The sequence below is a fragment of the Streptomyces sp. NPDC048604 genome (assembly GCF_043199435.1).
Taxonomy (GTDB): Bacteria; Actinomycetota; Actinomycetes; order Streptomycetales; family Streptomycetaceae; genus Streptomyces.
The window spans coordinates 402,275-420,612 of sequence record NZ_JBICVX010000004.1; the positions used below are offsets into that span (position 1 = coordinate 402,275).

Annotated in this window: 16 protein-coding genes; 6 read left to right on the top strand and 10 right to left on the bottom strand. The window is 74.3% G+C overall.

Annotated elements, in window-relative coordinates; genetic code table 11:
* Positions 1–30: 30 nt before the first annotated feature.
* On the top strand, positions 31–1,380 hold the full coding sequence (locus tag ACGFMM_RS11245; protein ID WP_393645365.1) for an MFS transporter: 1,350 nt from the start codon (positions 31–33) through the stop codon (positions 1,378–1,380).
* Here the strand turns inward: ACGFMM_RS11245 and ACGFMM_RS11250 are convergent.
* Both ACGFMM_RS11250 and ACGFMM_RS11255 read right to left on the bottom strand, forming a co-directional pair.
* Complete coding sequence (locus ACGFMM_RS11250; RefSeq protein ID WP_393645367.1) at positions 1,325–2,164, bottom strand: sigma-70 family RNA polymerase sigma factor; 840 nt, start codon at positions 2,162–2,164, stop codon at positions 1,325–1,327. The genes ACGFMM_RS11245 and ACGFMM_RS11250 overlap by 56 nt on opposite strands.
* Positions 2,165–2,182: 18 nt before the next feature.
* Positions 2,183–2,554: a DUF6479 family protein gene (locus ACGFMM_RS11255; RefSeq protein ID WP_393645369.1), complete on the bottom strand. Its 372-nt coding sequence runs from the start codon at positions 2,552–2,554 to the stop codon at positions 2,183–2,185.
* Positions 2,555–2,724: 170 nt separating this feature from the next.
* On the opposite strand from ACGFMM_RS11255, the gene ACGFMM_RS11260 reads away from it, so the two are divergent.
* Positions 2,725–3,234, top strand: a complete 510-nt coding sequence (locus ACGFMM_RS11260; RefSeq protein WP_393645371.1) for a SigE family RNA polymerase sigma factor — start codon at positions 2,725–2,727, stop codon at positions 3,232–3,234.
* 89 nt (positions 3,235–3,323) lie between these two features.
* On the top strand, positions 3,324–4,610 hold the full coding sequence (locus ACGFMM_RS11265; protein ID WP_393645372.1) for a hypothetical protein: 1,287 nt from the start codon (positions 3,324–3,326) through the stop codon (positions 4,608–4,610).
* Between the two features lie 122 nt (positions 4,611–4,732).
* On the opposite strand, the gene ACGFMM_RS11270 is transcribed toward ACGFMM_RS11265, so the two are convergent.
* Positions 4,733–6,439 (bottom strand): bifunctional 3'-5' exonuclease/DNA polymerase, encoded by a 1,707-nt coding sequence (locus ACGFMM_RS11270; protein WP_393645373.1) that lies wholly within the window; start codon positions 6,437–6,439, stop codon positions 4,733–4,735.
* 92 nt (positions 6,440–6,531) lie between these two features.
* Positions 6,532–7,896 (bottom strand): LuxR C-terminal-related transcriptional regulator, encoded by a 1,365-nt coding sequence (locus ACGFMM_RS11275; protein WP_393645375.1) that lies wholly within the window; start codon positions 7,894–7,896, stop codon positions 6,532–6,534.
* A 167-nt stretch (positions 7,897–8,063) separates the two neighbouring features.
* Between ACGFMM_RS11275 and ACGFMM_RS11280 the strand changes: the two genes are divergently transcribed.
* Positions 8,064–8,981 carry an NADP-dependent oxidoreductase gene (locus tag ACGFMM_RS11280; protein WP_393645377.1) on the top strand — a complete coding sequence of 306 codons (918 nt, stop codon included), beginning with the start codon at positions 8,064–8,066 and terminating at the stop codon, positions 8,979–8,981.
* A gap of 75 nt (positions 8,982–9,056) precedes the next feature.
* Here the strand turns inward: ACGFMM_RS11280 and ACGFMM_RS11285 are convergent, their stop codons facing one another.
* The 4 genes from ACGFMM_RS11285 to ACGFMM_RS11300 form a co-directional block, all read right to left on the bottom strand.
* Positions 9,057–9,620 carry a sugar O-acetyltransferase gene (locus ACGFMM_RS11285; protein WP_393645379.1) on the bottom strand — a complete coding sequence of 188 codons (564 nt, stop codon included), beginning with the start codon at positions 9,618–9,620 and terminating at the stop codon, positions 9,057–9,059.
* A gap of 248 nt (positions 9,621–9,868) precedes the next feature.
* Positions 9,869–12,061: an FtsX-like permease family protein gene (locus ACGFMM_RS11290; protein ID WP_393645381.1), complete on the bottom strand. Its 2,193-nt coding sequence runs from the start codon at positions 12,059–12,061 to the stop codon at positions 9,869–9,871.
* Complete coding sequence (locus tag ACGFMM_RS11295) at positions 12,055–12,894, bottom strand: ABC transporter ATP-binding protein (RefSeq protein ID WP_393645382.1); 840 nt, start codon at positions 12,892–12,894, stop codon at positions 12,055–12,057. The genes ACGFMM_RS11290 and ACGFMM_RS11295 overlap by 7 nt, the downstream gene beginning before the upstream one ends.
* A 93-nt stretch (positions 12,895–12,987) precedes the next feature.
* Complete coding sequence (locus tag ACGFMM_RS11300; protein ID WP_393645384.1) at positions 12,988–15,150, bottom strand: FG-GAP repeat domain-containing protein; 2,163 nt, start codon at positions 15,148–15,150, stop codon at positions 12,988–12,990.
* A 90-nt stretch (positions 15,151–15,240) separates the two neighbouring features.
* Between ACGFMM_RS11300 and ACGFMM_RS11305 the strand changes: the two genes are divergently transcribed.
* On the top strand, positions 15,241–16,386 hold the full coding sequence (locus tag ACGFMM_RS11305; RefSeq protein WP_393645385.1) for a DUF2786 domain-containing protein: 1,146 nt from the start codon (positions 15,241–15,243) through the stop codon (positions 16,384–16,386).
* A gap of 20 nt (positions 16,387–16,406) precedes the next feature.
* Here ACGFMM_RS11305 and ACGFMM_RS11310 read toward each other — a convergent pair whose 3' ends face one another.
* Positions 16,407–16,868, bottom strand: a complete 462-nt coding sequence (locus ACGFMM_RS11310; RefSeq protein WP_393645387.1) for a hypothetical protein — start codon at positions 16,866–16,868, stop codon at positions 16,407–16,409.
* Positions 16,869–17,170: 302 nt separating this feature from the next.
* On the opposite strand from ACGFMM_RS11310, the gene ACGFMM_RS11315 reads away from it, so the two are divergent.
* Positions 17,171–17,383 carry a DUF397 domain-containing protein gene (locus ACGFMM_RS11315; RefSeq protein WP_393645526.1) on the top strand — a complete coding sequence of 71 codons (213 nt, stop codon included), beginning with the start codon at positions 17,171–17,173 and terminating at the stop codon, positions 17,381–17,383.
* A 186-nt stretch (positions 17,384–17,569) separates the two neighbouring features.
* Here the strand turns inward: ACGFMM_RS11315 and ACGFMM_RS11320 are convergent, their stop codons facing one another.
* Positions 17,570–18,067, bottom strand: coding sequence for an ATP-binding protein (locus tag ACGFMM_RS11320; protein ID WP_393645389.1), 498 nt, complete (start codon positions 18,065–18,067; stop codon positions 17,570–17,572).
* Positions 18,068–18,338: the final 271 nt, after the last annotated feature.

Here is an 18,338-nt window from a genome sequence, read left to right on the forward strand (position 1 = left end):
TGTCGATTCATCTGCGGCAGCGTCAGAACCATGCGTGCTGACTCCCCTTGGCGGGTGGCCGACTTCCGGGCCCTGTTCTCGGCCGCCGTGCTCGGCAATCTCGGAACCAACGTCGGCTACGTCGCGCTGCCGCTCGTCGCCGTCGCCTCCCTGGACGCCGGGCCCGGCGAGGTGGGGGCGCTGGCGACGCTGAGCACCGTGGCGTTCCTGCTGATCGGGCTGCCGGCCGGGGCCTGGGTGGACCGGATGCGGCAGCGGCGGGTGCTGATCGTCGCGGATCTCGCCCGGGGCCTGCTCTTCGCCTCCGTGCCGCTCGCCTGGTGGCTGGACGTCCTCACGCTCGGGCAGCTGTACGCGATCGTGTTCCTGGGCGGCTGCGCGACCGTGTTCTTCGACGTCACCTCGCAGAGCGTGCTGCCCCGACTCGTGGGCCGGGACGGCCTGGTGGCCGCCAACTCCGCGATGGTCGGCCTCCAGGCCGCCGCGAACGTCGCCGGCCGCGGCGCGGGAGGGGCGCTCGTGCAGTGGCTGACCGCGCCGCTCGCCCTCGTCTGGACCGCGGTGAGCCATCTCGGCTCCGCGATCCGGCTCGCCGGGGTGCGGGACGGCGGCGCGGTTCCGCCTCGGGCGCCGGAGAAGGCGGACGATGCGGACAGGGCGGACGAGGCAGACGGGGCGGGCAAGGCGGCCGCCGGGCTGCGGGCACAGATCGCCGAAGGACTGCGGCATGTGCTCGGGAACCGCGAGCTGCGGGCGCTCGCCCTCTCCGCCGCCGTCGTCAACTTCGGCATGCAGATCGTCAACACGATGCTCCCCGTGCTGTTCGTGCGCGAACTCGGGCTGTCCGCGGGCGCGCTGGGGGCCTTCTGGGCGGTCGGCGGGCTCGGGATCCTGCTCGGGTCGCGCTGCGCCGGATGGTTCGCGGCGCGGCTCGGGTACGGGCGGTCCCTCAGCGTCGTCGGGGTGTGTCTGGCGCCGGCCGGGCTGCTGGTCCCGCTGATCGACCGGGGCGCCTGGCTGTGGGTCGCGGCCGCGGGCTGGCTGCTCGTGCTCTTCATGGTCGGTACGAACAACGTCGTCGGCGTCAGCCTGCGTCAGCGGATGACCCCCGACACGCTCCTCGGCCGCATGAACGCGACCTTCCGCTTCCTGCTGACGGGCGCGCTGGCCGTCGGCGCCGCACTGTCCGGGGTACTGGGCGAACTCGTCGGACTCCGCCTCGCCCTGTGGGCCGGCGGCGTCGTGATGGCCGTCTCGTTCCTGCCCGTCCTCCTGTCGCCCGTTCGCACGCGGCGGGAGCTGCCGCAGGAGGGCGGCGGGATCGTCACGGCCCGGTCGGGCTCAGGTGCACGCGGGCCAGATGGGGCTCGTCCGCGATGACGTCGATCGCCGTGATCCGGCCGTCCAGGACCGTGAAGGCCAGGACCGTCCGCGGCGAGCCCTCCGCGGGCCACACCAGGCCCGCGACGCCGTTGACCAGCGCCGGCGTCGCCGCCGCCGCCCGCTCGGCGACGGTCCGGGCGACCGGCCGCGCGCCGTGGGCGGTGGTCGTCTCGTCGGTGCGCAGCACCGCGTCCGGGTCCAGCAGGGCCTCCAGGGCCTCCGCGTCGCCGCTTCGGGCCGCCGCCAGGAACGCCGCGACGACCTGCCGCTGCTGCTCGGGGTCGGGTTCCGGCAGGTCGTCCAGGCCCTCGGTACGCCGGCGGGCCCGGGCGGCGAGCTGGCGGGTCGCGGCCGGGGTGCGCTCGACGAGCGGCGCGATCTCGTCGACGGGCACCGAGAACAGGTCGTGCAGGACGAACGCCAGGCGCTCGGCGGGGGTGAGCGTGTCCAGGACCTGCAGTACGGCGTGATCCGCCGTGTCGGCGAGCAGCCCCCGCTCCTCCGGATCGGCGGCCTCCGCGTCCGGTGCGGTCGGCGGCTCACGGCCCGGCGGCCGGGCGCGCAGCATCTCCAGCGACACCCGGCCGACGGCCGTGACCAGCCACCGGCCCGGATCCGCGACGGGTGCGGCGCCCGTACGTTCCAGGCGTCGGCGGGTCTCCTGTACGGCCTCGTCCGCCTCGGCGAACGAGCCGAGCATCCGGTACGCGACCGCGCGCAGCTGCGGCCGGTGCTCCTCGAACAGCGCGGGCAGGGCCGCGACGGTCTCCTGCGACGGCATGGCGCGTTCCGGCGCCGCTCAGTCGCCGTGGCCGGGGCCGCCGCTGCCGAATCCGCCGCTGGAGATGCCGCCCCAGCGCCGCTTCTCCTCGCTCGGTGGCTCCGGGGAGGTCTCGGTGCCGGAGGTGCCCGAGTCGTTGAGCTGGTAGGGCATGAGCCGGTGCTCCCCGTCCGTCTGCGGCATCACCGCAGGTCGGCGGTACTCGGTCATCTCGCCGGGCAGCTCGTCGGTCTCCGGCCGGTGCGGTTGCTCCTCCGGCTTCGGGGTCCGGGACTCGCGGTTCCGGAGGTACCACCCCCAGGCGAAGGCGCCGAGCAGAAGGGCGACGAGGATCAGACCGCCCAGGACCTGGCCCAGTCCTGACTGCCAGACCCCGGCTGCCGACGTCATGTCTGCGGAGTGCAGGGCAAATGCGTTCATAACCGGACAAATACCCGGTCCGAGGTCGTATCAGTCCTGTTCGCGGCACCACAGGGAATCCGTGTGAAACATTCCGTGCGGGCCATCGCGTCATTGAGGTGTAGGGCGAAGAACGAAGGACAACGGGGGAGACGCGGCGCATGAGAAGGTCCCGCACGGACGAGTTCATGGAGTTCGCCTCCGCGCGCTCCGGGCATCTCTTCCGGTCGGCATGCCTGCTGACCAGCGGGGACGTCCACCTGGCCGAGGATCTGGTGCAGGAGACGCTGGGCCGGATGTACGCGCTGTGGGGACGCGCCTCCCGGATCGGCAACCCCGCCGGGTACGCGCAGACCGTGCTGGTGCGGACCTTCCTGAGCCACCGGCGCAGGAGGTCCGCGACCGAGCGGCCGCTGGGGGAGCTGCCCGACCGCGTCACCGACAACGGGGACGACCCGGCGCTGCGCATCGCCCTCCTCGACGCGCTGGCCGCGCTGGCGCCGAAGGACCGGGCGGTCGTGGTGCTCCGCTACTGGGAGGACCGCAGCATCGAGGAGACCGCCGACGCCCTGCACGTCAGTTCCGCCGCGGTCCGCACCCGTTCGGTGCGGGCCCTGGCGAAGCTCAGGGAACGGCTCGGCGGCAGCATCGCCGAGTTCGCCGCCCGCTGAGAGACACCGCGGTGACTGCGCCGGGCCCCGCCGAGCCCGACGAGACACCGTTTCCGATGACCGCACACACCGACCGGAGTTGATTCGGCATGCGCCAGGACCAGGACCCGAACCCGTTCGAGGAGGAACTCGGCACGGTGCTCCACCGCGCCGGGGACAGCTTCAGCGCCGTCACCCTGCCGGACCTCGCCTCCGGCGGGCTGAGCCGCGGCCGGCGCCGGCTGGCGCGCCGTCGCGCCGTCGCCGTGGGCGGCAGCGTGCTCGCGCTCGCCCTGGTCGGCACGGCCGGCGCGTACGGCGGCGGGCTGTTCGGGGGGAACGGCTCGGCCGACGTCGCGACCCAGTCGTCGGTCGGCGCGAACGGGACGGGGAAGGCCCGGAAGCCGATGCCGGAGGCGCGGATCCCGGTCCAGGACCTGGCCAGGGTCCTGAAGCAGAACACCCCGGCCGGCGACTGGAAGATCGACAACCTCGGCGGCACGGGGCAGTCCGTGACCGGCGTGTACGACGACGGCAAGGGCAAGGCGGCCGTATCCGTCGGCCTGTACCGGGCCGGCGACACCGGCGAGTCCGGGCGCGACCAGGTCACCTGCCCTGACGAGACGGCCGTCGAGTACGACGACTGCACCTCCACCACGGTGGCCGGCGGAGCCCGGCTGATGGTGTTCCAGGGCTACGAGTACCCCGACCGGCGCGAGGAGACGAAGAACTGGCGGGCGGTGCTGCTCACCCGGGACGGCTTCCTCATCGACGCGAGCGAGTGGAACGCCCCCGCCCAGAAGGGCGCCGAGGTCAGCCGTTCGAAGCCGCCGTTCTCGCCGGCGCAGCTGAAGACCCTGGTCACCGCCGCGGGCTGGGTACCGCTGCTGAAGCAACTGCCGGCCCTGCCGAAGCCCGACGACACCGGCCCCGGTCACGCCCAGCCGCCCGCGGAGCCGTCCTCGGCGGACATCCAGGCGACGCTGCGCTCGCTGCTGCCCAAGGGGCTGGGGGTCGTCAGCGACCACGGTCAGGACGGGTACGGGTCCCTGGTCGTCGACGACGGCAAGGGCAACAGCCTCGTCGGGATCAACGTGCAGCCGAACATGCGGGACGTGATGGACGACCTGTTCAGCGGCAGCGGCGTGGAGACGCTGCCCGACGGGACGCTGGTCAAGCTGGAGAAGAAGCCGGGCGAGAAGGGTGGCAAGAACGTCGTCTGGTGGACGGCCGACACCATGCGTCCGGACGGGTTCCGGGTCGTGATCTCCGCGTTCAACACGGGCGCGCAGCACGAGCCGGCCACGCGGAAGGAGCCGGCGCTGACCATGGAGCAGCTGAAGGCCATCGCGCTCAGCCCGAAGTGGCAGGCCCTGCCGGGGACCGCACAGCGGTAGGCACCCCATGACACCGGTCCCCGGCGGCGCGGCGGCGCCGTCGGGGACCGGTTCGACCTGCGCCGTTCGACCTGCGCAGGCGGGGTCCGTACTCGCGCCCGGTCCGCCGTATGCCGCCGGGCTCACTTCGCGTCCGAGTACCGCTCCACCGTGGCGATGGTGAACGGGAAGCGGACCGGGGTCTCGCCGAAGGCGATCCGGCCCGCCTCGTTCCCGGCCGCACGGATCGCCTCCGCCACCGCCTCGGCCTCCTCGGCCGGGCAGTGCACGATCACCTCGTCGTGCTGGAAGAAGACCAGCTCGGCCCGCATCCCCGCGGTCGCCCGGCGCAGCGCGGCGAGCATCAGCAGCGCCCAGTCGGCGGCGCTGCCCTGGACCACGAAGTTCCTGGTGAAGCGGCCCCGGGCCCGGGCGTCGCCGGAGGCGTACCCGGGGACGAACCCGCCGCCGTCGCCGCCCGCCGGGCCGGTGCCGGCCTCCGGCTCCTGCGGGATGCCCGCCTCGTCGGCGTCCGCCGCGCCCGCGGCGCGCGGGCTGGTGCGGCCGAGCCAGGTGCGGACCAGCCGCCCCTCCTCGCCGGCCTTCGCCGCGTCGTCGACGTAGGCCACGGCGCGGGGGAAGCGGCGCCGCAGGGCTGCCAGGTTCTTCAGGCCGTCGCCGCTGGTCTGACCGTAGATCGCGCCGAGCAGCGCCAGCTTGGCGTGCTCCCGGTCGCCGGAGAAGGCCCGGTCGGAGAGCCGGGTGTACAGGTCGTCGTGGTGGCCGGCGACCTCCATCAGTCCGGGGTCGCGGGAGATCGCGGCGAGCACCCGCGGCTCCATCTGGTCGGCGTCGGCGACGACCAGCCGCCAGCCCTCGTCGGCGACGACGGCCTGCCGGATCACCTTCGGGATCTGCAGCGCGCCGCCGCCGTTGGTCGTCCAGCGGCCGCTGACCGTGCCGCCGGGCAGGTACTCGGGCCGGAACCGGCCGTCCCGCACCCAGTCCTGGAGCCAGCTCCAGCCGTGCGCGGTCCAGATCCGGTACAGCTTCTTGTACGCGAGCAGCGGCTCCACCGCCGGGTGGTCCAGCTCGGCCAGCTCCCAGCGGCGGGTGGACCGCAGCCGGATCCCCGCCTGGGCGAAGGCGCGGATCACGTCGGCGGGCAGGTCGGGGCGGACCCGGCGGCCGAACGCGGCGGACACCTCGTCCGCGAGCTCGGCCAGACGGCGCGGCTCGCCGCCGCCCGCGTACCGCTCGCCCAGCAGCTCCCGCAGCAGCTCGCGGTGCACGTCGGCCCGCCACGGCAGCCCGGCGCGGTGCATCTCCGCCGCGACGAGCAGGCCCGCCGACTCGGCGGCCGTGAGCAGCCGCATCCGGCCCGGGTGCTCCGCCGCGTCGTGCCGGCGCTGCTGTTCCGCGTACACCTCCAGGAGGCCCTCGAACGCCAGCGGGGCCGAGGCGGGGCGCGGCTCGAACAGCGAGTCCTGCGAGCCCGGTTCGGCGGCGCGGGCGAGCGGGTCCGGCGGTACGGGGGCGTGGTGCAGCCGGGCCCAGGCGGCGGCCGCGGACCGGGGCTCGCCGAGGCGCCCCTCGTGGCCGAGCAGCAGCAGTTCGGCGTCCTCGACGTCGTAGCAGCGCTCGACCCGCACCCCGGCGGCCAGGAGCCGGGGGTAGACCTCCCCGGTGGACCGCCACACCCAGCGGGCGACCTCCGGCCGGGCGCGGACGGCCGCCACGAGGTCCGGCTCGCGCCGCACCTCGCCGGCGGGCGTGCCGTCGGGGCCGAGCGGGACGAGCCGCGCGCCGTCCCCCTCCGCCTCCGGCGCGAGCGCCCACCGTTCGTTCATGGGTGCGAGTCTGGCATCCGGCACTGACAGAGCGGAGGAGGCCGGACCGGAGGCAGGCCGGGGCGGGTCAGGTCGGCCTGGGACCCGTCGTGTCAGGCGGCGGCGTGGAAGAGCGCGGCGGCCTCGCCGCGCGAGCCGACGCCGAGCTTGGTCAGGATGTTCGCCACGTGGAACTTCACCGTCGACTCACTGATGTGCAGCTCCTGCGCGATCACCCGGTTGCGGTGACCGAGCGCCAGATGCTTGAGGACCTCCAGCTCCCGCGCGCCCAGGGCGGTGAGCGGGTCGGCGGCGCCCGTGGGGGCGTCCGGAGTGGCCAGCGGGATCGCGGCCGTGAGCGTGGTGCCCCAGCCGGGCACCGCGTCCACGTGCATCCGGCCGCCCAGGACCTCCAGCCGGTCCGCGATGGTGCCCGCGCCGATCCGGCACGACTGGATCGTGCCCGGTCCGTCGTCGCGCACCGTCGCCCGCAGTTCGTGCTCGGTGAACTGCCAGCCGACGTGGACCCGGGAGACCGCGTCCTGCTCCAGGACGATCAGCACCAGGGCACGGACGATCGCCCGCGCGCTGTGCGCCACGTCCGCGGCGATGCGGTGCGTCGCGTCGGGCGGGCCCAGTTCGAGGCGGACCGTGCTGTGCCGCAGCAGCGGGCGCAGCCCGTCCGCAAGCCGGGCGAACGCCTCGTCGGCGCGTTCCTCGGCCAGCGAGCGGTCCATCTCCGAGGCCGCGCGCAGCTCCACCAGCGCGGACACCGACAGCTCGGTCGCCGTCGCCCGCGCCGCCGCGTCGTCCAGGGCCCGGCTGCGGAGCACCCCGAGCAGCGCGGACAGCGTCGCCGTGTGCGCGCCGGTCAGCTCGGCGATCACCCGGGCCCGGGTGTCGGCGGCCGCCCGCGAGCGGGCCAGCGCGCCGGGCAGCGCCTCGGCCGCGAAGCGGTCGAAGTGCGCCGTCACCAGGTCCCACAGCGCCTGGGCGACCGCGAGCGCCTCCGCGCCGACGGGGGCCGCGCCGTCCTCCCGTACGAGGACGAGCACCGCGCCGCGCGGTGTGGCGTCGCTCCGTACGACCACGACCTCGCGCGCCGCGCCGCCCACGGTGGCGACGCCCTGCCACGGCCGGCCTGCCGCGCCGGACGTCAGGTACGGGGCCAGGTCGGCGGCGGTCGGCAGCCCGGCCGGCGCCCCCTCCTCCCCGTGGGACTTGAACGGCGAATGGGCGCAGTGTGTGGAGAGCTCCGCGGCCGCCCGGTGCGGGATCAGCGGGGCGAGGACCTCGGAGACCCGCGGCAGCACCGTCCCGAGCGGCCGCCGCACGATGTCGTGCGCCGCCGCCAGCGCGGCCGTCGCGGCTGCCGGGTCGTGCGCGGAGAGCACGGGCGCGGACGTCGGCGCCGGTGACGGTGCCGGGTCGGGACCGGGGTCTTCGGCGGCGGGCGGCACGACTCGGATCAGGTCCATGCCGCAAGCCTAGGCAATCGGACAGGAACACGGGCTGGCCTTTCGGGTAGGTCGAACTGGTCGATGGACGGGCCGGGTCGGGGTCGCCTCCCGCCGAAGGTTGAGTCATGCCAACCGACCGGCCGGGTCCCAACGGCCGGAACTGTGATGAATGGAGACGGTCCGTCATGGAAGCGATCGTGTACGAGGAGTTCGGCGGCCCCGAGGTACTGCGCCACACGACCGGGGCGCCCGTGCCCGAGCCCGGCCCCGGCGAGGTACGGGTCAGGGTGGCCGCGGTCGGGGTCAACCCGCTCGACTACAAGCGCCGCGAGGGCTGGGTCGAGCAGTTCTACCCGACGACCTTCCCGGCCGTCCCCGGCCTGGAGTTCGCCGGCACCGTGGACGCGGTCGGCGAGGGCGTCACCGAGGTCGCGCCCGGCGACGAGGTGCTGGGCTGGACGAAGACCGGCGCCTACGCCGAGTACGCGCTGGCCGGGGACATCGTCCGCAAGCCCGCCGAGCTGTCCTGGGAGCGGGCGGCGAGCCTCCCCGTCGCCGGGGAGACCGCGCAGCGCGTCCTCGACCGCCTCGGCGTGCGGCGGGGCGAGACCCTGCTGCTGCACGGCGCGGCGGGCGCGGTCGGGGCGATCGCGGTGCAGCTCGCCGTGGCCGCCGGCGTCACCGTCGTCGGCACCGCGTCCGAGCGCAACCACGACTACCTGCGCTCGCTCGGCGCGATCCCGGTGACGTACGGCGACGGGCTCGCCGCCCGCGTACGGGCCGCTGCACCGCAGGGCGTCGACGCGGTCTTCGACGCTGCCGGACACGACACCCTGCCGGTCTCGCTCGAGCTGACGGGCGGCTCGACCGAGCGGATCGTCACCATCGCGGCCAATGACGCGGAGCAGTACGGCGTGCACTTCTCCTCCGGCGGCACCCCGCCGGAGACCGTCCGCGCGGGCCTCACCGAACACGCCCGCCTCGCCGCCGAAGGCCGCCTCGACGTCCGCGTCGACCAGGTCCTGCCCCTGGCCCTCGCCGCCAAGGCCCAGGAACTGAGCCAGGCGGGCCACGCCAAGGGCAAGCTCGTCATCCGGCTGTGACGCCGCCTGCTCCGGCCCTGGAGAGGAGGGGGCGGGCCCCGGGCGCGGCGGCGGCCCGCCGGAGCCCCTGCCCCCTCACTCCAGTTCGCGTACCACCCGGGCCGGGTTGCCGACCGCCAGGACGCCCTCCGGCAGGTCCTTGACGACGACCGAGCCCGCGCCGACCACCGTGTTCGCGCCGATGGTCACGCCGGGGCAGACGATCACACCGCCGCCCAGCCACACGTTGTCCCCGATCGTGATCGGTATGCCCTTCTCCCAGCCTTCCCTGCGCCGTGCCGCGTCCAGCTCATGCGTCGGAGTGAGGAGTTGGACGTTGGGCCCGATCTGGACGTCCATGCCGATCGTGATGGGCGCGATGTCGAGGAACACCGCGTTGAAGTTCACGAACGTGCCGTCGCCGATGCTGATGTAGCTCCCGAAGTCGCAGTGGAACGGTGCCCGGATCCTCACTCCCTCGCCCACCGAACCCAGCAGCTCCGCCAGGAGCTTGGCCCGCCCCGCGGCATCCGGGACCGCGTCCCCCGTCGCGTTGTACGCCGCGCAGAGCGTGACCGCGCGCGCCGACTCCGCGGCCAGCTCGGGATCGTCCGGCACGTACCACTCGCCGGCCAGCATCCGCCGCTTGTTCTCGCCCATCGTTCAACCCCTCCCCGGGTCCCTCGACGACCAGCCTGTGCGGTTCGTCGTCCGGGATCTACCCGGGGCCCGCACAGCCGTACGCACCCGTGGCGAGTAGTGGACATTTGTACGAATAATCGAGGCGTCGGATCCAGGCGTCGGATCCAGGGATCGGATCCAGGGATCGGATCGATGGACCGGATCCAGGCGGGGCGGGGGCCCGGCTCCGACCCCGGCCCCCGCCCCGTTCCGTCCACCATCCCCGCTCAGCGCGTCAGCCGCCACGCGGGAAGCACCGACGCCACCACCGCGACGACCGCGCACGTCCCCGCCGCCGCCCCGACCGCGCCCCACGGCACCGCCACCACCACCGGCGCGGACAGCGCCGCCAGCGCCGCCGCGAGCCCGCCCAGGCACACGGCCGTCACCGCCGCCCCCAGCAGCGAGCCGATCCCCACCGAGAGCAGCGCCTCGCCCGCCACCACCCGCAGGACCTGCGCCCGCGTCGCCCCCGCCAGGCGCAGCGAGCCCAGCTCCGCACCGCGCACGGACGTCGCCATGACCAGCGTGTTCGCCAGCGCGATCACCGTGTAGACCACGGCGATGCCGAGCACGAGCAGCAGTCCGAGGCGCGTCGTACGGCTGACCGGCGGATGCGTCTCGGCTGCCCACGCGTCGGCGGTCCGCACGGTGCCGCCCGTGGCCGCCATGGCCCTGTCGAGCCCCGCGCCCGGCTCCCGGCCCTCGCCCCCGGCCCCGCCCCCGGTCCCGACGTCGATGCGGTCCGGCCGGCCCGCGCCCGGTGCGTTCGCCATGGTCACGTACGGCCCGTTGTCCCCGGTCCCGGGCGCCAGGACGGCCACGACCCGGAGCGTCGTCGTCCGCCCGTCCGCCAGCCACACCTGCACCCGGTCCCCGATCCGCCGCCGCTCCCACTCCTCGTTCACGACGATCGAGCGGTCGTCGAGGTCCCGGACGTCCCCGGCCAGCACCGGCAGCCGGGCGAGGTCCGCGAAGGCGGCCGGATCGGCGACGGCCCGGGCCCCGTACTTCACCAGCGCGGAGTCGCCGTCACGTACGAACACCGAGGTCGCGGCGGTCGCCGACACGGTCGCGCCCCTCGTCGAGCCCAACGAGCGCAACGGGCCCGCGTCCAGCCCGCCCTCGCCCCCGCCCCCGCCCTTACCCCCGCCCCCGTCACCCGTGATCACGTACCGCGCCACCGTCTGCTGCCGCGCCTCCGCGCCCTTCGCCGTCGCCACGGTGACGGCGGAGCCGAACAGCGAGCCGGCCAGCGCGACCGTCACCAGGACCGGCGCGGCCACGGCCGACGTACGGCGCAGGGCGGCGGCGGTGTTCGCGCGCACCAGCAGCCCCGTGACGCCGGGCAGCGGCAGCAGCCGCGCGACCGGCCGCACGAGGAGCGGGGCGAGCAGCGCGACGCCGGTGATCAGGAGCATCGGCTGCGTCGTGTACGTCTTGCGCTTCAGCAGCGCGTACGGGTCGTCCACGTACGTCCGCACGAGCAGCGCGGCCCCCGCCAGCAGCAGCGCCGCGCCGAGCAGGCGGCGGCCGAGCGGCAGGACGCCGCTGTCGACGTCGGCCTCGCGCAGCGCCGCGGCCGGCCCGATACGGCCGGCCCGGCGGGACGCGGCGACCGCGCCGGCGACGGCGACCGTCACGCCCGTCCAGAACGCGGCGTGGAACGGCCAGCGGGCGTCGCCGATCGCGAACCACCCGGGTGCGAGACCCTGCTCGACGAGCAGCCGGGCGAGGTGCGGGGCGGCCCACGCGCCCAGCGCGCAGCCCGCGGCGGACGCGAGGACGCCGACGCCCGCGGCTTCCGCCAGCAGCAGTCGGCGGACCTGGCCGGGGGTCGCGCCGGCGGTGCGCAGCAGCCCGAACTCGCGGCGCCGCAGCGCGACCGCGAAGGCGAAGGTCGAGGCGACGACGAAGACGGACACGAAGGACGTGACGCCGCCGGTCGTTCCGAGCAGCGCGTTGAGCGCGACCAGCGCCTGGGCGTCGCGCTCGGGGTCGGGGTCGGCGAGCCGCCGGTCGCCGCCGGTGAGGACGGTGGCGCGGTCGCCGACCAGGGCGCCGACCTCGTCGGCGGGCCCGTGGACGCCGACGGCGTCCGGGCCGCCGGTGACCGTCACCCGCCAGCGGGTGCGCAGTTCGTTCAGGAGTGCGGTGTCCACAGGGTGTGGACGGTCGAGCCGCTTGCCGACCTGTACGGTGTCCGGCCCCCGGCGTACGTCGACCACGACGGCGTCCTGCCCCCGGACGACGACGGGCGCGGCGGCGAACCGTTCCGGCTGCCGCTCGGGCGCATGGAGCGTGGACGCGAGCCCGAGCCCCATCGTGGCGAGCAGCCCTACGCCCAGCGCCAGCGCGACGAAGCTTCCGACGAACCCGGCCCAGCGGGTCCGGAGTCCGGCGAGCGCGACGATCAGCATGCGAGGCCCCCTGCCTCAGCACCGACGGCCTCCGTCTCCAGCGTCGCCATCCGCGTGGCGACCTGTTGTGCCGTCGGCGACGTCAAGGCGCCGTGGACGCGGCCGTCGACGAGGAAGACGACGCGGTCCGCGTACGAAGCGGCGACCGGGTCGTGGGTGACCATGACGATCGTCTGGCCGTCGCGGTCGACCAGTTCGCGCAGCATCGCCAGGACGTCCCTGCTGGTCGCCGTGTCCAGCGCGCCCGTCGGCTCGTCGCCGAACAGGACGGCGGGGCCGGTGATCAGCGCCCGCGCGATCGCCACCCGCTGCTGCTGGCCGCCGGACAGCTCCCCGGGCCGGTGCCCTGCCCGCGCGCCCAGGCCGACCCGCTCCAGCGCACCCCGCACCTCGGCGCGCGAGGGCCGCCGGCCCGCGAGCCGCAGCGGGAGCGCGACGTTCTGGGCGGCCGTCAGCGACGGCAGCAGGTTGAAGGACTGGAAGACGAAGCCGATCCGGTCCCGGCGCAGCAGCGTCAGCCGCCGCTCGCTCAGCCCCTCCAGGGCGGTCCCGCCCACCTCGACCCGCCCGGCGGTGGGCCGGTCGAGCCCGGCGGCGCACTGGAGCAGCGTGGACTTGCCGGAGCCGGACGGCCCCATGACGGCGGTGAAGGACCCGGCGGGGAGCGCGAGATCGACGCCGTCGAGGGCGCGTACGTCGCCGTAGTAGCGGCGGAGTCCGGTGAGACGTACGGCGGCCGCGGGTACGGCTCCGTCTGTGTCTGTGGCTCCGACGGCGTCTCTGGCTGCGCCTGTGGCTGCGTTGGCGTCTGCGTCTGCGGCTGCTGAGGTCATGCCTCAAGGCAACCGTTTCCGGCGCCCCCGATCACGACCGCTGGAGGGTGTCCTGGGGGTAGGGCGGGCCCTACTCCCAGGCTCCCCGCCGCGCTACTTGATGCTGGTGAAGGACTTCCAGCCGGTGCCGATCTTCGCGCCGGAGCCGATGGTTCCGGTGCCGGTGCCCGCGTAGCGGTAGAGGTCGCCGGCGGTGGTGCGGCCGACGATGTCGTTCTTCCCGTCGCCGGTGAGGTCGCCGATGCCGATCATGTTGACCATGCCGCCCCAGCCGGAGCCGATCTTCACGCCGGAGCCGATGGTGCCGCGGCCGGTACCGAGGTAGCGGTACAGGTAGCCGGTCGACGTGCGCGCGACGAGATCGCCGTGCCGGTCGCCGTTGAGGTCGCCGGTGCCGATGATGGTGAGCGACTTCCAGCCGCTGCCGACCTTGCCGACGCGGACGATGCCGCCGGACTTCGTCCCGGCGAACAGGTACAGGTCCCCGGTGGAGATCTGCCGGGCGATCAGGTCCGGCAGCTTGTCCCCGTTAAAGTCGCCGGAGTACGTGAACGCGTCGAACGCGTTCCAGCCGCTGGCGCCGATCCGGGTGCGGGGCGCGGTCGGGGTGACCGCCGTTCCGCAGGCCGGGGTGTAGCGGTACAGCTCGCCGACGGACGTACGGACGAGGGTGTCGTTGCAGCCGTCCCCGTCGAGGTCCCCGAAGGGGACCAACGTGGAGGTGGTCGGCCAGGTTCCCCCGTCGACCCGCGCGGACACGGTCCCGCCGGCGTTGCCCCGGTACACGTACAGCGCCCCGGACGCCGTCTGCGCGTACAGGTCCGGGAACCCGTCCTTGCCGACGTAGTCGCGGTGCTTGGCGGGTGCCGGGGGCAGAGGCGGAGCGGTGAGACCGGTGCCGGCGGCCCAGAGCTGATTCTCGTGGGCCCAGACGGCGGTCGCGTCACCGTCGGGCGCCACGGCGACGTGGCCCTCGGCGTACATGGAGCCGGCGCTGCTGAGCTGCTTGGGCGCCGTCCACACCCCGCTGATGCGGGCCGAGGTGTAGAAGCGCCGGTCGGCGTCGCCGGTGCCGTTCTGGGCCCAGCCGACCTGCACGGTCCCGTCGGTGCCGACGGCCGCGTCGAACTGCTCGGGCACATACCCGGTGGAGAGGGTCTTCGCCTCCGTCCAGGCGCCGTCCGGGTTCCGCGAGGCGGTACGGACGCCGATGACGTTGTCCTCGCCGGTGCCGACTCCCTCGGTCCAGACGAGGGTGACCTCACCCGTCGGACCGACGAGCGGAGCCTGGATCGCGCTGAACTCGGACACCGGGCGCGGTTCGTCGGCCGTCCAGCCCCCGCTGCCGGCGGACCGGACCGCGGTGACGATGGCCGCGGACATCGTGTCCGTGCCCTCGGTGTACTTCACCCAGGCCAGGGCGGCCGTGCCGTCCGGGCCCGTGCTCAGGTGCGCGGCGCCGCCGCCGTAGAGGGCCGAGACCGGCTTCGGGGCGGTCCACTCGGTGGCACCCGCGGGCCGCTCGATGCTCGTCACGGTCTGACCGAGCTCGGCCTGCTCGTCCCACACGACCATGACGGCGCCGTCCGGCGCGAACGCGACCTGGGGCCGGTAGGCCGACGTGCCGCCCAGGACCTTGGGCGCCGACCACGCGCCGGCGCCCGTGCGCTCCGACACGTACAGAACGCTGGTCTGACCGGACCCGCTCTCGTGCCAGACCGCCATGCTCTTGCCGGTGGCGGCGTCGTGCGCGAACGCCATCTCGCCGATGGAGGCGCGCGTGGCGATCGTGGTCGGCGCGGACCAGGCGGTCGATCCCTTGGCCAGGGTGGACGTCCGCAGCACTTCGGTGCTGCCGAGGTCCGCGACCCAGGTCACGACCATGGAGCCGTCGGAGGCCGGCGTCAGCACCACGCTCTCCGCTCCGTCCTTCGTGATGCCCAGCACCTTGGCCGGGGCCCAGGCCGTGCTGGTCGCGGGGCGGACCGCGATGCTCAGTTCGGCGTCGAGCGTTCCCTCGGGCCAGCGGTACCAGGCGGCTACGGCAGTGCCGTCCGTCGTGGTCGCCACGTCGACGACGGTCTTGCCGTCGGTCGTCCCGGTCAGCGCCGTCGGCGTGCTCCACGGTCCCGGCTGGGCCGCCGTCGCCACACTCGCCGTCGCCAGGACGGTCGTCGCGGCGGTTCCGAGGCTGATTCCCCCCAGGGCCAGCGTCGGGATCAGGGCCGCTGTGACGATTCTTCTGTTGTGCTTCAAAGAGATGTTCCTCCCCCTCCTACAGGTGCGCGCGACAGTAACAGCCGCGCTGCGAGACCATGAAAGGGGTTTCCACTACCGAGGGGTGACGTGAGCAGCACGGTTCAGAAGGCCTTTGAGGCCCTGTACGCCGAGGGTGACGCCGCCCTCGACGCGGCGGCCTCGCTGCTCGCCGCCGACCCCGGCGCCGACGCGGAACTCGCGCGGCGCGGCGAGGAGTTCGTGCGCAAGGCGTGGGAGCGGGGGTGGCAGCCCGCCGATCTCGCGCGGTTCGTACGGCGCGAGGCGGCCGAGCCGCACCACCTGCGGCTGCTCGCCGGGCTCGTCGTCGCCGAGACGCGCCGGTACTCCGTGCTGCCGCCCCGCTGGGACGCGCAGCTCGCCGAGCCGGCCGAGCTCGCCGCCTCGCCCTGGCGGGCCGACCGGTTCTCGTACGCGACGGCCGTCCTGGAGCTGTACCGGCTCCTCGTGCGGCTGCCCGCCCTGGAGCCCGTCGGGCCCGTTCCCGGGGACTCGCTCCTTCCGCCGCCCGCCGCCGGCGAGTCCCGCACGCTCACCCGGGTGCGCGCGCTGCTCGCCAAGGCCGAGGCGACGAACTTCCCGGAGGAGGCCGAGGCGTTGACCGCCAAGGCCCAGGAGCTGATGGCCCGGCACAGCCTGGACGGGGCGGCGCTCGCCGCCCGCAGTCCGGAGGCCGCGCGCGAGGCGCCGGGCGCGGTGCGGATCGGGGTGGACGCCCCGTACGAGACCGCCAAGGCGATCTTGCTGGACGCGGTGTCCGGCGCCAACCGCTGCCGGGCCGTGTGGAACGAGGCGTACGGCTTCTCCACGGTCGTCGGCTTCGAGGCCGACCTCGAACCGGTCGAACTCCTCTACACCTCCCTGCTCGTGCAGGGCACCGCGGCCATGACCCGCGCCGAGGCCGAGCAGCGGGCCGGCGGGCGCAAGCGCACCAAGTCGTTCCGCCAGTCGTTCCTGCTGGCGTACGCGAACCGCCTCGGCGCCCGGCTCGCCGCGACCTCGCGCCGGGTCGCCGCCGCCGAGCCCACTCTGCTGCCGGCCCTCGCCTCGCGCGAGGTCGCGGTGACCGAGCGGGCCGACGCGATGTTCCCGGAGACCCGTGCGACCCGGGTGCGCGCCGCCTGGGACGAGGCGGGCTGGTCGCACGGCACCTCCGCCGCGGACGCCGCCGCGCTGCACCCGCGCCGCCCCGAGGTGCCGCCGCGCCGGGGCTGACCGCTACGGCAGCCGGACCGCTACGGCAGCCGGACCGCCCCGCTCGCCGACGGCCCGGGGCCCGGGTCGGCCTCCTTCAGGGTGTCCTTCGGGCCGCCTTTCCAGGCCACGACGAGCGTCTTCCCGTCGTTCGACTCGATGGTCCCCTCGGTCCGCTTGGTCGTGGCGTCGGTGCAGCTCAGGCGGAGGGTGACCGGATCGGCCAGCTTGCCCTGGCAGATCTGCGCGCCCGCGATGACCACCGCGTGCCGCTTCCCGATCGACAGGCCGACGGGCTTGCCGTCGGTGATCCCGGCCCAGGAGCCCTCCAGCCCGGGCGGGGCCGAGGGCGTGGGGGTGGGGGAGAGGGGGACGGGGGACGTCGGCGCGGTGGGGGCCTTCGTCCCCTCGGCCGCGGGCTTCCCCTCCCCGCTGCAACCCGTCAGGACGAGCGCCGCGGCGGCCACGCCCACCGCGACCGTGCTCCGGTACGTCGTCGACATCGCGCCAAGCTACCAAGGAGTAGCCGCGTGCAGGGGGACCTTCCGAGGACGTTCACACACCCCGCAAACGCACCTCTGGGTACGCGGAGCCGCGACCTGCAGGAACCTGCCGGACTCCGGCCGCGTCCCTATACGAGCGGAGGGTGGTGTAGTCGACACACCACCCCTCGTGCACGTGCATCTGCCCGTGCGTCTGCTCATGCACGGCCCTGTGAACGGGGCTATGATCCGAGACAGTTGACACCTGCATCAAACGTCTCGGGGAGCTTCCAGTGCATCACGCGCACCACGCGTACAACGGCATGGCGGCCACCGAGCTGCAGGGCGTCGTCTGGCAGAAGAGCCGGCACAGCAACTCCCAGGGCTCCTGCGTGGAGTTCGCCAAGCTGCCGGGCGGAAACGTCGCCGTGCGCAACTCGCGACACCCCGACGGGCCCGCGCTCGTGTACACGCGGGCGGAGATCGAGGCGATGCTGCTCGGCGTCAAGGACGGGGAGTTCGACCACCTGGTGTGAATCCGGGGGTGACTGCCGGACAAGGCTCCCTGGGCGACTCGGCTCGTGCACATGCCAGATGCACGTGCACGCCCGCCCCTCCGCCTGCCCCTCCGCGCGTACGAAACAGGCCCCGGTGACCGTGGTCACCGAGGCCCTTCCTGCCGTACCTGACATATGCGCCGCACGCCGACGGCGAGTACCGGCCTACTCCGGGCCGAGCCGGAACAGCGCCCAGACCACCTTGCCGTGCAGTGTCCCCGCCAGCGGGTGCCAGCCCCAGCTGTCGCTGAACGAGTCCACCAGGAACAGTCCGCGGCCCGACTCGGCGGCGAAGTCCTCGCCCCCGGTACGGGCTTCCGGGCTCTGCCGGCTGGGGTCGCGCACCGCGCAGACCAGCCTGCTCGTCCAGTGCATCAGATGCAGCCGGACCGCCGTGGCCTGGCCGTCCTCGTGCGGGGCGTCGGCCGGGAGTGCGTGCCGCAGCGCGTTGGTGACGAGTTCGGAGACGACCAGGGAGACGTCGTCGAAGCGGTCGTGGAGATCCCATTGGGTGAGCGTCGACTGCGTGAACCTCCGGGCCCCGCGGACCGCTTCGTAGCGGGGCGGGAGGGCGCAGGAGGCGGAGCTGGAGACGGCCGCGGGATCGATCGGCGGAAGCCCCTGCCGTAACGGCTCGAGCATGGTCGATCCATTCGTCCCCATGCGAGGCACTCCCGGGAATCGCGGCTGTGGTGCTACAACACGAACGAGCACGCAGGTGCGCGAGGACCATGGTTCCGAATGCGACCTACGGATGCAAGGGCAGATGCACGTGCACGCGCCGGACCTGTCCGTCCCCGTGCCGTTTGTTGTGCATATCTTCTGCCGTCCACTTTCGTGCGTCGGCCGAAGACGCCCTCTTTCCGTAATCGAATGTGTACGGGCTGAAGCGTTTTGGTGGCAGAATCCGGGACTCGGAGAGCTCGGGGGTGCT